The organism is Flavobacterium plurextorum (assembly GCF_024638035.1).
Lineage (GTDB): Bacteria > Bacteroidota > Bacteroidia > Flavobacteriales > Flavobacteriaceae > Flavobacterium > Flavobacterium plurextorum.
Genome location: NZ_CP100442.1, coordinates 1,536,785 through 1,551,838 on the forward strand (window position 1 = coordinate 1,536,785; position 15,054 = coordinate 1,551,838).

Genomic DNA, 15,054 nt, shown 5'->3' on the forward strand with positions numbered 1-15,054 from the left:
AGCATCAAAGTTACAAAGTCGCAAAGGTTTAAAATCTTTGCGGCTTTTTTTTGCTTAAATGTTTTTCACGCAGATTTTTTTAATTAAAAATTGTAAAATCTGCTTTCATCAGCTTAAATCTGCGTGAACTAAAACTTTGTGTATCTGCACCTTTGTGAGATTCTTTTTTGCTTAATTTTGAAATGGACTTAAAACCATTTTATGCAAGAAGCTATTGATTTTCTATCTGCTAAAAATCCAATATTTCATCAAATTATTGAAAAATATGGATTGCCGCCAATTCCAAAACGTCCGCAAGGTTTTGAGACATTGGTATTGCTTATTCTTGAGCAGCAAGTTTCGATAGATTCGGCGAAAGCCACATTCTTAAAAATTAAAGCCTATACAACGTGTAATCCAGAAACGATGTCGGTTTTATCAGATGAAGAATTTCGGAATCTTGGTGTCAGTCGTCAGAAAACCAAATACATTAAAATTTTAGCTGATGCAGTTTTAAACAAAGAATTAGATATTGAAAGTTTAGCTCTAAAAACTGCGGTTCAAGTTAGAGAAGAACTCATAAAACTAAAAGGAATTGGAAATTGGACTATCGATATTTATTTAATGTTTTGTTTGCAAGAGCCTGATTTAATTCCGCTTGGAGACATTGCAGTAATTAATACGATTAAAGAATTATTAGATATTCATGATAAACAAGAAATGGAAATTCATACCCAGCAATGGAGTCCGTACAGATCTTATGCAACATATTTACTGTGGCATTATTACTTAAATAAACGAAATCGTAAGATTACCTATTAACTGCCTGTTTTTTAAAACAAAACTAGGCAGATTAATGCAGTTTTTTATTGTGAAAAAAGGATTCTTTAGTTACTTTTGCAACCGAATTTATAGAAACAATAAAAAACGAAAATGACCGCAGACAAACTAACAACTTTCGATGTATTAATCGAAATACCAAGAGGAAGCAGAAATAAATATGAGTACGATTTTGAAATCAAAAGAATGCGTTTCGACAGAATGTTATTCTCTTCAATGATGTACCCTGCTGATTACGGATTTATTCCTGAAACTTTAGCTCTTGACGGTGACCCTCTTGATGTATTGGTTTTGGTAAACGAACCAACTTTTCCTGGATGTGTTATGGAAGTAAAACCAATTGGTGTTTTCCACATGGCAGACGATAAAGGACCAGACGAAAAAATTATCTGTGTACCAGTTTCAGATCCAATCTGGAATTCTTTAACTGATTTATCAGATATTAACCCTCACTTAGTTAAAGAAATCGAGCACTTCTTCCAAGTGTACAAAGATCTTGAAAACAAAAAAGTAGATGTTGAAGGTTGGGGAGACGTAAACGAAGCTTATGCAATTATTGCTGAGTGTACAAAACGTTTTGATGATATTGAAAATAAACCAGAGGGATTATTTAGCATTAAATAATTTTAACCCTTTTCTAATATAAAAAAAGCAATACTACCGTCAGGAGTATTGCTTTTTTGTTTAAATTCGTTTTAGTTAGATTGTTGACTATTAACCAAAAACCATTACTATATTATGAATTCATTTATGATTTACCTGCCAATTGTTATGGCAATTTTAGGATTACTTTTCATGGGAATAAAAAGGGCTTGGGTTTTAAAACAAGATGCGGGCGACGGTAAGATGAAAGAGATTTCAGATTACATTTATGAAGGAGCATTAGCCTTTTTAAAAGCTGAATATAAATTATTAACCATTTTTGTAATTATTGCCAGTATTGCGTTGGCAGGAATTACTTTTATTCCAGGAGTACAAACTCATTTATTAATCGTAATAGCATTTATTTTTGGGGCTTTATTTTCTGCGTATGCTGGAAATATTGGAATGAAAATAGCGACTAAAACAAACGTTAGAACTACTCAAGCAGCTCGTACAAGTTTACCTCAGGCATTAAAAGTTTCTTTTGGAGGCGGAACTGTTATGGGATTAGGAGTTGCAGGTTTAGCGGTTTTAGGTTTAACAGCTTTCTTCATATTATTCTTTAATCTTTTCTCTGACGGAGTTTGGAAAGATACTGAAACAATGACTGTTGTTTTAGAGACATTAGCCGGATTTTCACTTGGTGCTGAATCGATTGCTTTATTTGCAAGAGTTGGAGGCGGAATTTACACTAAAGCTGCCGATGTTGGAGCTGATTTAGTAGGTAAAGTTGAAGCTGGAATTCCAGAAGATGATCCTCGTAATCCTGCTACAATTGCAGATAATGTTGGAGATAATGTTGGAGACGTTGCAGGTATGGGAGCTGATTTGTTTGGATCTTATGTAGCAACCGTTTTAGCGGCAATGGTTCTTGGTAATTATGTTATTAAAGATATGGGCGGAAGTATCAATGATGCTTTTGGCGGAATTGGACCAATTTTACTTCCAATGGCAATTGCTGGTTTTGGAATTTTGTTTTCGATTATTGGTACAATGTTAGTTAAAATTACTGATGATAATGCTAAAGAAGCGCAAGTTCAAAAAGCATTAAATATAGGAAACTGGGTTTCTATTGTTTTAACAGCTATTGCTTGTTTCTTCTTGGTAAGACACATGCTTCCAGAAGTAATGACAATGCAATTTTTTGGAGAAGGAGCGCAGCAAATATCTTCAATGCGCGTTTTTTATGCTACTTTAGTTGGTTTGGTTGTTGGTGGAGCAATTTCGTCGGTAACTGAATATTACACAGGATTAGGAACAAAACCTGTTATGGCAATTGTTCAAAAATCATCTACAGGAGCGGGAACAAATGTAATTGCTGGTTTAGCAACCGGAATGATTTCTACTTTTCCAACTGTATTATTGTTTGCGGGTGCCATTTGGATTTCTTATGCTTTGGCAGGATTTTATGGTGTTGCTTTAGCGGCTTCGGCAATGATGGCAACAACAGCAATGCAATTAGCAATTGATGCTTTTGGACCAATTTCAGACAACGCGGGTGGAATTGCAGAAATGAGTGAATTGCCTAAAGAAGTACGTACAAGAACAGATATTTTAGATTCTGTAGGTAATACAACTGCAGCGACAGGAAAAGGTTTTGCAATTGCTTCTGCGGCTTTAACTTCATTAGCGTTATTTGCAGCGTATGTTACCTTTACAGGAATCGATGGAATTAATATTTTTAAAGCACCAGTTTTAGCCATGTTATTTGTCGGCGGAATGATTCCGGTAGTATTCTCAGCTTTAGCAATGAATTCTGTTGGAAAAGCAGCTATGGATATGGTATATGAAGTACGTCGCCAGTTTAAAGAAATTCCTGGAATTATGGAAGGAACTGGAAAACCTGAATACGGAAAATGTGTTGAGATTTCTACAAAAGCAGCTTTACGCGAAATGATGCTTCCAGGAATCTTGACAATTGGTTTTCCAATCGCAATTGTACTTTTAGGAAAATTAGTTTACGCAGACAATAATCAGTTAATAGCTGAAATGTTGGGAGGATATATGGCAGGAGTTACTGTATCTGGAGTTCTTTGGGCTGTTTTTCAAAACAATGCCGGAGGAGCTTGGGATAATGCTAAAAAATCTTTTGAAGCTGGAGTTATGATAAACGGCGAAATGACTTATAAAGGTTCTGATGCACACAAAGCAGCGGTAACTGGAGATACAGTTGGAGATCCGTTTAAAGATACATCTGGACCGTCAATGAACATTCTTATTAAGTTAACTTGCTTAATTGGTTTGGTAATTGCACCAATTTTAGGAGCAGGACACGCTGATGCTGGAATGGCAGGAAAAGGTTCTTGCTGTGCTAAAACAGAAATGCATGCAGGAGCAAATTCTAAATGCGGTGATATGTCTGGAATGACAAAAGAAGAATGCATTGCAATGTGCAAAGAAAAAGGATGCTCTGAAGAAGAAACAGCAAAATGTTTGGCTCATTTTGATCAGAAAGGTAAATATCAAAAAACAGATTGTTTTGATACTAGTAAATATGAGAAAAAATCTGTTCGTGTTGAAATTACAAATGTAAACGGAAAAACTAAAGGAACTGTAACTAAAACCGAAAATGGTAAAACAACCACAGAAGTTTATGAAGGAACCGAAGAAGAAGTTCAAGCAAAAATTGATGCTGCAAAATAAAGAACATTAAGAACTTTGTCAAAGTTTCTTAAAAACAAAAATGCCTCTAATATTATTAGAGGCATTTTTTATTTCGTGTAAATCTGTGCAATTCGTGTTCTAAAACAACCCGTTCAATTCAGCATCAATTCTATTGATAATGTTTCCTAGATCTTCAGGATTATCAACGAAATTGATATTGTCAACATCGATAATTAATAATTTTCCTTTAGTATAAGTCTGAATCCACGCTTCATATCTTTCGTTCAAACGGCTTAAGTAATCAATAGAAATTGAGTTTTCATATTCGCGTCCGCGTTTGTGAATCTGTCCTACTAAATTAGGAATAGAACTTCTTAAATAAATCAATAAATCTGGTGCTTTTACCAAAGACTCCATTAATTCAAACAAAGACGTATAGTTTTCAAAATCACGACTTGTCATTAATCCCATCGAATATAAATTGGGAGCAAAAATGTAAGCATCTTCATAAATCGTTCTGTCTTGAATGATTTTTTTTCCGCTTTCTCTAATTTGCTGTACCTGACGGAAACGACTGTTCAAGAAATATATTTGTAAATTAAATGACCAACGTTCCATTTGATGGTAAAAATCATCTAAATACGGATTATCAACAACATCTTCATAATGGGGTTCCCATTTAAAGTGCTTCGCTAATAATTTAGTCAGAGTAGTTTTTCCTGCGCCTATATTTCCTGCTATTGCTATGTGCATTACGGTGTTACGATTTTATAATTTGCAATTTCTTTAGCTGTAAAAATAGATAAAATTTGGTCTTTGTAATAGAATTTATTAAACGTTTTTTCTAAAATTTCAATTTCAAAATCTTTGGCTGTATTTACTTTACTAATGTCTTTATAAAACAACAAATTAGCTTTGCTGTAAATGTATTTTTGAGGGCTTATTATTTCAATTTTATCAAAGTCTGGTACATTTCCCAAACTTGAAATTTTCCCGAAAATATCACATGAAAACCAGTTATTTTTTTTATCAATCCAGTAAAAAGTATTAAAATCAGTTTGGTAATACTTTATGCTTTCGGTCAGCGGAATTGAAACTGTTTTGTATTCATTTTTCAAATAATCAAAAAGACCTATCTGCTGATTTAAAGTATTGAAAATCCAAAGCTGATTTTGAGTTGACATTCCCATTGCTCCAGCTATTATTGGAATTGAATTTTGAGAAAAATTAATCTCCGTCATTTTATTTAATTGATTGTCTAATAAAACAACGCTGTTAAAATCTTCGTAGTATAATACAATTTTAAGCGGATTTTGAATATCAACTTTACTGATGTTTCCTAAAGCGACATTTTTATATTCAAAGATCCCACGGCCCTTTGTTTTTCTAAAAACATTATTTTTTATGTCATAACCATATCCAAACGAATCAAAGCCGATAAAATCATCAATATCAACTATAAATCTAGAAACAACATCAGGTTTTAATTTTTGGGTTTGCCCAAAGAAAGTCGAAAACGAGCACGAAATAAACAGCAGTAAAAAAATATGGCGATATGTTTTGCTCATAACAAGATTTGGTTTCGAAATGCCAAAGTACAAAAACCGCGTAAAAGAAACTCTTAAAATTAGAGTTTTAGTCATTTTATAGTTTAAACCTTTCTAAATTCTAATAGTCTTACAAAAACTTAATTTTGTCGATGACATTCTAAGATTGATATATTTAATTTTCAGTATTTTAAAAATAATAATACATTTGAGTGTAAGTTTTGAAAAGCTTACCGAATTACAAAAAGAAAGAAATGAAAAAAGGATTTTACTTGCTTTTGATTCTTGTTTTTAATCAAGTACAAGCACAAAAAGATTTTCAAGGATTAGCGGTTTATGAATCTAAAACTCAAGCGCCTAAATTTGAAGGTGTGAGAACAGGAAATCGAGATATAACGCCAGAAATGCAAAAAAGTATGGAAGAGCGTCTGAAAAAAATGCTCGAGAAAACATTTATTTTAAATTTTGACAAATCGGCATCAATTTATAAAGAAGAAGAAAAACTGGAAACTCCTGGACAGCAAGGCGGCGGAATGCGAGTTATGATGAATTCGTTTATGGGCGGCGGAGGCACTTTTTATAAAGACGTTAAAACAAAATCGTATACTGTTGACAAGGAATTCATGGGAAAAGAGTTTCTAGTTGTAGATTCGCTTCCAAAATTAGAATGGAAACTAGAACAGGAAACCAAGCAAATTGGAGGTTACAATTGTTTTAAAGCAACTGCGGTTAAAGAAGCTAGTAAAACTGATTTTAGAAATTTCAGACCTAAAAATAATGATGATAAAAAGGATGAGGTAAAAAAGACTTCAGGAGAAACTAAAACAAATTTTGAAGACAATTTTGAAATCCCTAAACAAATAATAGTTACCGCTTGGTACACACCAGAAATTCCAGTTAATCAAGGACCAGAAAATTATTGGGGACTTCCGGGTTTGATTCTAGAAGTAAATGACGGCAAAACTACAATTTTATGTTCCAAAATAGTTTTGAATTCCAAAGATAAAGTGGAGATAAAACCATCGAAAAAAGGAAAAGTTATTTCTCAAAAAGAGTATGACGCAACAGTGATTAAAAAAATGGAAGAATTTAGAGAAATGAATCGTGGACGCGAAGGTGGTCCAGGTGGAGGAAATACAATAATGATCAGGCGATAAAACGCTAACTCTAAAATATTTATCCTAATTATTTTCTTGATGAACAAGACGCTTTTTTTATTCGCCTTATTTTTTACTTCTATATCTTTTTCTCAAAGTATTCGTTTTGATGGAGTTATTCAGGATGAACAAAAAAATCCGTTGGAAATGGCCAATATTATGGCGGTTAACAACGGGACAAAAGCAATGGATTCCTATGGAATTACTAATGATAAAGGGAAGTTTCAGCTTACTTTAAAATCAAATACTTCTTATACAATCAAAGTAAGTTATCTTGGAATGAAATCTAAGGAAATTGTCGCTTCGGTCAAAACTGAAAACATCAGCCAGAATATTGTTTTAGATGGAGCAGGAATTGAATTGGAAGGAGTAGAAATTGTGCGTGAAATGCCGGTTTCTATAAAAGGAGATACAATTGTTTACAACGCTGATTCATTTAAATCTGGAACAGAAAAAAAACTCGAAGATGTTTTGAAGAAGTTACCAGGAGTTGAAGTAAATGCCGATGGGGAAATTGAAGTTGAAGGGAAAAAAGTGAGTAAATTGATGGTTGAAGGCAAAGATTTTTTTGACGGTGATACCAAGTTAGGCGTAAAAAATATTCCAGCTGATGCCATTGATAAAGTGCAGGTTCTTAGAAATTATAACGAAGTAAGTGCTTTAAAAGGTTTAGAAAACGATCAAGATAATGTTGCGATGAATATCAAACTAAAAGAAGGAAAGAAAAACTTTTGGTTTGGAGATGTTACTGCGGGAATTGGAGTTGCAGAATTAGACAGTCGATATATTATTAACCCAAAGTTGTTTTATTACAGTCCAAAATACAGCATTAATTTAATCACCAATTTTAATAATATTGGAGAACTGCCGCTTACAGCACAGGATTATTTTAAGTTTACCGGCGGTTTTAAAAATATGATGAAAAAGGGAGGAAGCTCTTTTAATGTTTCTTCAAATGATTTAGGAATTTCTATTTTAAGAAATAATCGCGCCAAAGAAATTGAAACCAAATTTGGAGCAACAAACTTCGCCTATTCCGTTTCAAAAGCATGGAATATTAGCGGTTTTGGAATACTTTCGACTTCAAAAACAGATCTTGAAACCAAATCGCAGACTACAATTCTTGATTCTGGAGATCAGCAGAAACGCGATGAGTTAACACATCAAAAGAATAATTTAGGACTTTTTAAATTAAGTTCAACCTATAAACCAAATGATAAATTTCAGTTTGATTATGATATTTTAACCAAATTGTCAAAGCAAAATGAAGATACTGATTTGCTGCGCGAATCAATTGTAAATAATGCCTCAACAGTGGAAACTATTTTGACAGGCAAAAAACAAGATCCGACCTCAATAAATCAAAATTTGAGTTTGTATTATACACAAAGTGCCAAGAATATATTTGCCTTTGAAATGCAGCATTTATATCAAGATGAAAATCCGTTTTATAATGCCAATTTGCGTACGCAGCCATTTGATTTGTCAGGTTATATTTCTGGTCAAAAAAGGAATGATTTAAATCAAAACCGATTTGTAAAGACTAATAAACTGGATGCTAAATTGGATTATTATTATATGGTAACGCCAAAAAGCAATATCAATATTACTTTAGGAAATACGTATTCGTATCAAGATTTTAATTCTCATATTTTTCAGATGCTGGATAATGGAGACAAAAATGATTTGAATGACACAGCCAATAATAATGATGTAAATTATAATTTTGATGATGTTTTTCTAGGTTTTCATTATAAAATTCTAACAGGGAAATTTACTTTGACTCCCGGAGTAAGCGTACATTCATACCAAATGACAAATACACAATTAGGGACAAACTATTCGCAAAATTTCGTAAAAGTACTGCCTGATTTCTTCGCCTTATATCAAATCAAAAAATCAGAAACGCTGACCTATAATTTCTCTTTAACAAATGATTTTACAGATATTAATCAGTTAGCGGCAGGTTATGTTTTGTCTGATTACAGCAGTTTATTCCGCGGTAATAGATTTTTGGAAAACGCCACTTCGCAAGTGCATTCGTTGCGTTACTTTAAATATAACATGTTTAATTTTGAGAATATTTTTGCCAATGCATCTTATACAAAAAAAGTAGATGCCATAAAAACTAAAGCCGATTTTGAAGGAATTAATCAATCATCATCACCATATAACTCCAATTTAGCCGATGAAACTTTTAGCGGAATGGGAACTTACGGGCGTTCCTTCTTAAAAAAATATAAAGCGTCGGCAAGCGCAAGTTTAAACTGGTCGAAATTCAATAATATTCAGAATGATAAATTGGCAACGACAGAAAGTTTCGTTCAGAGTTATACCGTAAAAGCATCAACAAATTATAAAAACTTCCCTAATATTGAATTTGGTTATAATGCCTTGATCAATAAATACAGTGGCTCTACTTATTATACAGACAAACCTTTTGCTCGACTAGATTATTACTTTCTAAATAGTTTTTCGTTCGTTTCAGAATATGAATTCTATCATTATTATAATGGAAATAAAAGCGTAGATAACGAATATGATTTTTTGAGCGCGAGTTTGATTTATCAAAAAAAGAACAGTAAATGGGAATATAAAGTCTCTGCAACAAACCTATTAAATACAAAATATCTTAACGACGACAGTTTCTCACAGTTTTCTACAAGAGTTTCTCAATATACTGTACAACCAAGATATATCATATTCTCAATGAAATACAATTTATAGTATTTTAGTTACATTATTTTAGTTTTAAGTGTTCCGATTCAGACAAGAAAGAAATATCTTTGCGCAACAAAATTAACCACAAAATTTTAGTCATGCGCAATCTTATTTGGAGTGTAATGCTCCTGTTTATCGGAATGTCTGCGTTCTCCCAGACAAAAACAATTGAAAAAGGATCGTATCTATCCACAGATAAAGGTCAAAGAATCAAGCTTAATTTATTGGATAATAATAAATATGAGTTGATTCTATATTCTGGTGATTATGAAATCAAAGGAGATTCATTACTTTTTATACAAAATGGAAAGGACAGAAATATTTTTAATCTTTCTTTTGTAAACAATAATAAAGCGAAAAAAGTTAAAGTAAAATTTATAGATCCAGCCTATTTTCCTTTTTATATTGGAACTCAAAAAGGATCAGACTTAGTTCAATACCAAAGTGTAATTGATATTAAAACTAAAATAGATCCTAATTGGATTAAAGCAGACTTAGAGTTTGAGATTGACAAAGCCGATTTTTTATATTTAGTGTATGAAGGATATGAAGGAAGTAGTAATGTTTATAAATATGCATTACCAAAAGAAGTTTCGGAAATAATAGTTAAATACGAATTACCAGTTTTAGGTGATTTAAAACTATCTGGTTTTTTTGATCAAAAGATTGGCGGGTTGAAAATTTCTGAGAAAGAAGGAAAAAATCCGTTGACATTTTTTAATGAAAAAAATGCTCAGCCAGAGAAATCTCAAAAAGTTGTTCCTCTCGAAAGTGAACTGGTATCTAATTGGACATATCCAGGAAAACAAGAAGCTTTAGCAGAATCTGCTGTTGCGGCTGACAGCGTTGCCGAACTTTCTTCACTTGACAGTATTGTGGGAGTAAACAAGGTAGATTTTAAATTAAAGATCGAAAATAATCTAAAAAATGCCCTTGTAGCAACGAAACAAGTTAAAGATAAATTTTTAGTAGTTGTCGTGAATGGTAAAGCTTCGGCAAAAACTGATTTTGATACTTTTATAAAAGATCAGGAAACGCAGATTGGGTATAATATGTATAGCGAATATAATCCGCAATACGATGTATACAATTTTTATTTGGCAGGAGCCGAAGATAAAAAATGGCTGAAAAACAATAAGATTGTAAACGATCCTGCAGTATTAGTTTTGAATGGCAATGGAGAGATATTGGCACAGGCAAAATCAGATTTATTAGGCAAGGAATATCAGCTGGGTTATTACAACGATTTTTATCGCCAGCTAAAGCGTGCAGATGCATTTATGAGTTTTGAAAAAGTATTAAAAAACAAAAAAGCAACTGATGCAGATTTGATAAGTGCTTTTAATAAAGTTTCAGCTTTAGAGGTTTCATACGATTATGAGACTATTGATGCAACAGATCCTAGTTCAACAGATTTTGCAGTAACTAAATCAGTTCTAGATAGAAAAGAGATAGAAAAAGTTTGGAAAAAACTGATTGCTGCACATCAAAAAGATACCCAGCCAAATATGCTTTTGGTAGAAACGATTATAAAAGAAATTAAAGATCAAGGATTTTCAAAACAATTTTTCAAGGAAGAAAAGATTCTTAACGACACTGATTTCTTAGCCATAGATTATTTGATAAAACATTATGATGCTATTGAAAAAATAAATAAAGAAACTGAAAACAGTACAATCGAATCAGAGAACGGAACGAAAATAGGGAATTTAAGTGCAGAAATTTCATTTGCTTTACAGCAAGATACTTATGCAGCACAAGATGAAACTGACGGAAAAGCGAGTCAAGATAGAGCTATTGCAGTCTATAAAAAGTTAATTGCAGCAGGAAAAGGTGGTTTTGACTGCTATAAAAACTACTTAAATTATTTGAGTCAAGAAGCTGAAACAAGTGGTAATGATGCTGCTTTTTTAAAAGAATTCGGCGTTTATTTTGATACTTATTTGTCAACAGAAAAAGGAAATGCTATTCAGCGATTGGATGATTTATTTGCAACAATCGATTATAATTCTGATTACTCTTATAATGGATGGAATTCATTCAAAGAGTATAATTCTAACCTTTGCAACTCGGCAGCTTGGGCAGTTGTTCTAAAGCCTGAAAATGCAGATTATATTAAATCAGCAATTAATTGGTCAGAATATAGTTTGGTTGTAGCCAAAAATAATCCGTACTATTTAGACACTTTAGCGCAATTATATTATAAAGATGGGCAGAAACAAAAAGCAATCGAAACACAAACATTGGCTGTGAAATATTTGAATGCTGCAGTTGAAGCGGAAACTGCTGTGGAAATTAAAGAGACATTAACTAAAATGCAAAACGGAACGTATTAAAATTATTAGTTAAGAAAAATGAAATGGCTGTCTATATTGACAGCCATTTTTGTTTGTTAATCGCTGCTATTTGCGGTTTTTGCTGTAAAAAATCCAAAATTTTGGCTTTAAATGATTAAGTTTGAATTATAAAATTAAATATATGAAAAGTAAAATGATCCTTGTTTTACTTGCCTCTGGTGCATTGACTTTTGCACAGGCAGTTAAAAAACCTTTAGTTTCGGCAATAACTGATAAAGATCTTAGAACTGATATGTACCAAATGGCTGGAGATCATTTTAATGGTCGTGAAGCAGGAACGCTTGATGAATTGAAAGTATCAATGTGGCTTGCAAATAAAGCTAAAGAGGCAGGAATGGCTCCGGCAGGTGATGATGGAACTTATTTTCAGTTTTTTGATTTGTACAGACATCAGGTTACGCCAAATACAAAGTTCAAAATTGGCAAGAAAGAATATAAATTATGGAAAGATGTTCTGGTTGCAGAAACAACAAATATAAAAGTTGAAGGTTCTTTAGTGTATTTAGGAGCCGCAACAAAAGAAGAAATTGAAAAGGCCGACATTAAAGGAAAAGCGGTTGTTTTATTGGCTTCAAAAGAAGGAATTGCTGACGATATTTCGCTTTTTGATAGAAGATATCCAGGTTTAGTTCGAAATAAATATTATGACCTTGTTGTAAAAAAAGGCGCCGCGGCACTTATTATGGTTGCTGACGAATTAGCAGAACAAAGCTGGTCTCAAGTTGAACCGCAAATGACAAGAGGAATTTACGGAATTGAAGGTTTTCGTGACAAAATAGGTGCAACAATGCCTATTTTTTGGGTTCACGGAGATCAATTAGAATATTTAAAAACAACTAAAGATATTTTGTCAACAGAAGTGGTTTCTGAAACCTACAAATATCCCTCAGTAAATGTTGTAGGTACAATTGCCGGAACAGATCCTAAATTGAAAAATGAATATGTACTTTTCAGCGGACATCAAGATCATGACGGAGTACGTCAAAAATACGGGCAGGATTCTATTTATAATGGAGCAGATGATAATGCAAGTACTTGTGTAGCAATGCTGGCAATTGCAAGAGCGTATAAAAAACAGCCAGGAAAAAGAACAGCTTTGTTTGTGTTTCATGGTTCTGAAGAGCGTGGTTTGTTAGGTTCAAGATGGTATGCAGCGCATCCTACTGTTCCTGAAAAAGACATTATAGCAGTTTTAAATGGTGATATGATTGGAAGAAACAATGTAAATCAGGCGGCATTGCTTGGTTCTAGTTCTCCTCATGAAAATTCATCTGATTTGGTAGCTATTGCAAAAAAAGCAAATGACGAAGGACCAAAATTTGATTTAGATAAACTTTGGGACAGACCAGAACATCCGGAGTATTTTTACTTCCGTTCCGATCATTTGCCTTATGCGAGAAAAGGAATTCCTGCAGTTTTTTTTACAAGCGTACTGCACAGTCAATATCATACTCCAATGGATGAGTCTGAAAACATTGATTACGTAAAGCTGCGCAAAATGACAGAATGGATGTATCGTACAGGTTGGATTTTATCAAATGATGCAAATCGTCCTAAAACGTTGCCAAATGTGCAATTAGAGCGATAAAGAATTTTATAGATTTGTTTTATTTGTATTGAAAATAAGACGCAGATGAAACGGATTTACTTCGTAAAGACGCGGATGAAAACGGATTTTATTTTATATTCTGCTCAAAGTAGAAAACAAACAAAGAAAAAATCTGTGTCATCCACGTTTTCGTGATAACGAATCCGTGTCATCCGCGTCCAAATAACGTACGTTGTAAAACAAAAATGGCTGTCTAAATTAATAGACAGCCATCTTTTATGTTTAAGAATTTGAATTATTACAATCCAAATGCAGCTTTTACTTGGTCAACAAAATCAAGTTTTTCCCATGTAAACAAATCAACAGTAACTGTTTTTGTGTTTCCTCCAGGAGCAGAGAAAGTTTTAGTAACCGTTTCTGGTTTACGTCCCATGTGTCCGTAAGCAGCAGTTTCACTGTAAATAGGATTTCTTAATTTCAAACGTTGCTCGATAAAGTAAGGACGCATATCAAAGATAGCTTCTACTTTTTTAGCGATTTCACCGTTAGTTAAGTTTACTTTAGAAGTTCCGTAAGTATCAATAAAGATTCCCATTGGTTCAGCAACTCCAATAGCGTAAGAAACCTGAACTAAGATTTCGTCAGCAACACCAGCAGCAACTAAGTTTTTAGCGATATGACGAGTTGCATAAGCAGCACTTCTATCTACTTTACTTGGATCTTTTCCAGAGAATGCACCACCACCGTGAGCACCTTTTCCACCGTAAGTATCAACGATGATTTTTCTTCCAGTTAAACCAGTATCTCCGTGAGGACCTCCAATAACGAATTTTCCTGTTGGGTTAATATGGTAGTTGATTTTATCATTGAATAAATGAGCGTGAGCTGGATTTTTAGCAATGATTCTTGGAATTAAAATTTCAACAATATCTTTTTTGATTTTAGCAAGCATTGCAGCTTCTTCATCAAAATCATCATGTTGAGTTGAGATAACAATCGCATCAATACGAGTTGGTTTGTTATCATCGCTGTATTCTAAAGTTACTTGAGATTTAGCATCTGGACGTAAATAAGTGATTTCGTTATTTTCGCGTCTTAAAATTGCTAACTCTTGTAATAATTTATGAGATAAATCAAGCGCCAATGGCATGAAGTTTTCAGTTTCGTTTGTAGCGTAACCAAACATCATTCCTTGGTCACCAGCACCTTGCTCTTCTGGCTTAGCTCTGTCAACCCCTTGATTAATGTCTGCAGACTGCTCGTGAATTGCAGAAAGAATTCCACAAGAATTTGCTTCAAACATGTACTCGCTTTTAGTATATCCAATTTTACGGATTACGTCGCGTGCAATTTGCTGTACATCAAGATAAGTATTCGATTTTACTTCACCAGCTAAAATTACCTGACCTGTTGTAACAAGAGTCTCGCAAGCTACTTTTGAGTCAGCATCAAATGCCAAAAAGTTATCAATTAATGCATCCGAAATTTGATCTGCAACTTTGTCTGGATGCCCTTCACTAACAGATTCTGACGTAAATAAATAAGCCATAATAATGTATTAAATTTAAAATTAAGCGAGAAAAATAATTGCTAAAAAGGGCTAAAGGAGAGTTTCTGCTTTAGCATTTTTTACTACTGAAATATTTGTTTCAGCATCC

Annotated in this window: 10 protein-coding genes; 7 read left to right on the forward strand and 3 right to left on the reverse strand. The window is 33.2% G+C overall.

The annotated features are described in order from the left end of the window. The first annotated feature begins 201 nt into the window (after window positions 1–201). The 3 genes from NLG42_RS07100 (at window position 202) to NLG42_RS07110 (ending at window position 4,104) form a co-directional block, all read left to right on the forward strand. Window positions 202–801, forward strand: coding sequence for a DNA-3-methyladenine glycosylase family protein (locus NLG42_RS07100; protein WP_257683349.1), 600 nt, complete (start codon window positions 202–204; stop codon window positions 799–801). A 111-nt stretch (window positions 802–912) separates the two neighbouring features. Continuing rightward, complete coding sequence (locus NLG42_RS07105) at window positions 913–1,443, forward strand: inorganic diphosphatase (protein WP_089052566.1); 531 nt, start codon at window positions 913–915, stop codon at window positions 1,441–1,443. A gap of 114 nt (window positions 1,444–1,557) precedes the next feature. Next, entirely contained in the window at window positions 1,558–4,104 is a 2,547-nt protein-coding gene (locus NLG42_RS07110; RefSeq protein ID WP_257683350.1) for a sodium-translocating pyrophosphatase, read from the forward strand. 99 nt (window positions 4,105–4,203) lie between these two features. Here the strand turns inward: NLG42_RS07110 and NLG42_RS07115 are convergent, their stop codons facing one another. Further along, on the reverse strand, window positions 4,204–4,818 hold the full coding sequence (locus NLG42_RS07115; RefSeq protein WP_089052568.1) for a deoxynucleoside kinase: 615 nt from the start codon (window positions 4,816–4,818) through the stop codon (window positions 4,204–4,206). Beyond that, the gene (locus NLG42_RS07120; protein ID WP_257683351.1) at window positions 4,818–5,633 is read right to left on the reverse strand and encodes a hypothetical protein; all 816 of its coding nucleotides are present in this window, start codon (window positions 5,631–5,633) and stop codon (window positions 4,818–4,820) included. Before NLG42_RS07120 ends, NLG42_RS07115 begins: the two co-directional genes overlap by 1 nt. 233 nt (window positions 5,634–5,866) lie before the next feature. On the opposite strand from NLG42_RS07120, the gene NLG42_RS07125 reads away from it, so the two are divergent. From NLG42_RS07125 to NLG42_RS07140, 4 genes are all read left to right on the forward strand, one after another. Continuing rightward, window positions 5,867–6,769, forward strand: coding sequence for a GLPGLI family protein (locus NLG42_RS07125; protein ID WP_089057452.1), 903 nt, complete (start codon window positions 5,867–5,869; stop codon window positions 6,767–6,769). Between the two features lie 39 nt (window positions 6,770–6,808). Next, window positions 6,809–9,496, forward strand: a complete 2,688-nt coding sequence (locus tag NLG42_RS07130; protein ID WP_257683352.1) for a carboxypeptidase-like regulatory domain-containing protein — start codon at window positions 6,809–6,811, stop codon at window positions 9,494–9,496. A 92-nt stretch (window positions 9,497–9,588) separates the two neighbouring features. Further along, on the forward strand, window positions 9,589–11,826 hold the full coding sequence (locus tag NLG42_RS07135; RefSeq protein ID WP_257683353.1) for a hypothetical protein: 2,238 nt from the start codon (window positions 9,589–9,591) through the stop codon (window positions 11,824–11,826). 142 nt (window positions 11,827–11,968) lie between these two features. After that, window positions 11,969–13,435 (forward strand): M28 family metallopeptidase, encoded by a 1,467-nt coding sequence (locus tag NLG42_RS07140; protein ID WP_257683354.1) that lies wholly within the window; start codon window positions 11,969–11,971, stop codon window positions 13,433–13,435. A gap of 259 nt (window positions 13,436–13,694) precedes the next feature. On the opposite strand, the gene metK is transcribed toward NLG42_RS07140, so the two are convergent. Continuing rightward, window positions 13,695–14,945 (reverse strand): methionine adenosyltransferase, encoded by a 1,251-nt coding sequence (metK, locus tag NLG42_RS07145; RefSeq protein WP_089057456.1) that lies wholly within the window; start codon window positions 14,943–14,945, stop codon window positions 13,695–13,697. Between the last annotated feature and the right edge of the window lie 109 nt (window positions 14,946–15,054).

Coding starts and splice junctions, on each gene's coding strand:
- NLG42_RS07100 (WP_257683349.1), top strand. CDS start 202: ATGCAAGAAGCTATTGATTTTCTATCTGCTAAAAATCCAATATTTCAT.
- NLG42_RS07105 (WP_089052566.1), top strand. CDS start 913: ATGACCGCAGACAAACTAACAACTTTCGATGTATTAATCGAAATACCA.
- NLG42_RS07110 (WP_257683350.1), top strand. CDS start 1,558: ATGAATTCATTTATGATTTACCTGCCAATTGTTATGGCAATTTTAGGA.
- NLG42_RS07115 (WP_089052568.1), bottom strand. CDS start 4,818: ATGCACATAGCAATAGCAGGAAATATAGGCGCAGGAAAAACTACTCTG.
- NLG42_RS07120 (WP_257683351.1), bottom strand. CDS start 5,633: ATGAGCAAAACATATCGCCATATTTTTTTACTGCTGTTTATTTCGTGC.
- NLG42_RS07125 (WP_089057452.1), top strand. CDS start 5,867: ATGAAAAAAGGATTTTACTTGCTTTTGATTCTTGTTTTTAATCAAGTA.
- NLG42_RS07130 (WP_257683352.1), top strand. CDS start 6,809: ATGAACAAGACGCTTTTTTTATTCGCCTTATTTTTTACTTCTATATCT.
- NLG42_RS07135 (WP_257683353.1), top strand. CDS start 9,589: ATGCGCAATCTTATTTGGAGTGTAATGCTCCTGTTTATCGGAATGTCT.
- NLG42_RS07140 (WP_257683354.1), top strand. CDS start 11,969: ATGAAAAGTAAAATGATCCTTGTTTTACTTGCCTCTGGTGCATTGACT.
- metK (WP_089057456.1), bottom strand. CDS start 14,945: ATGGCTTATTTATTTACGTCAGAATCTGTTAGTGAAGGGCATCCAGAC.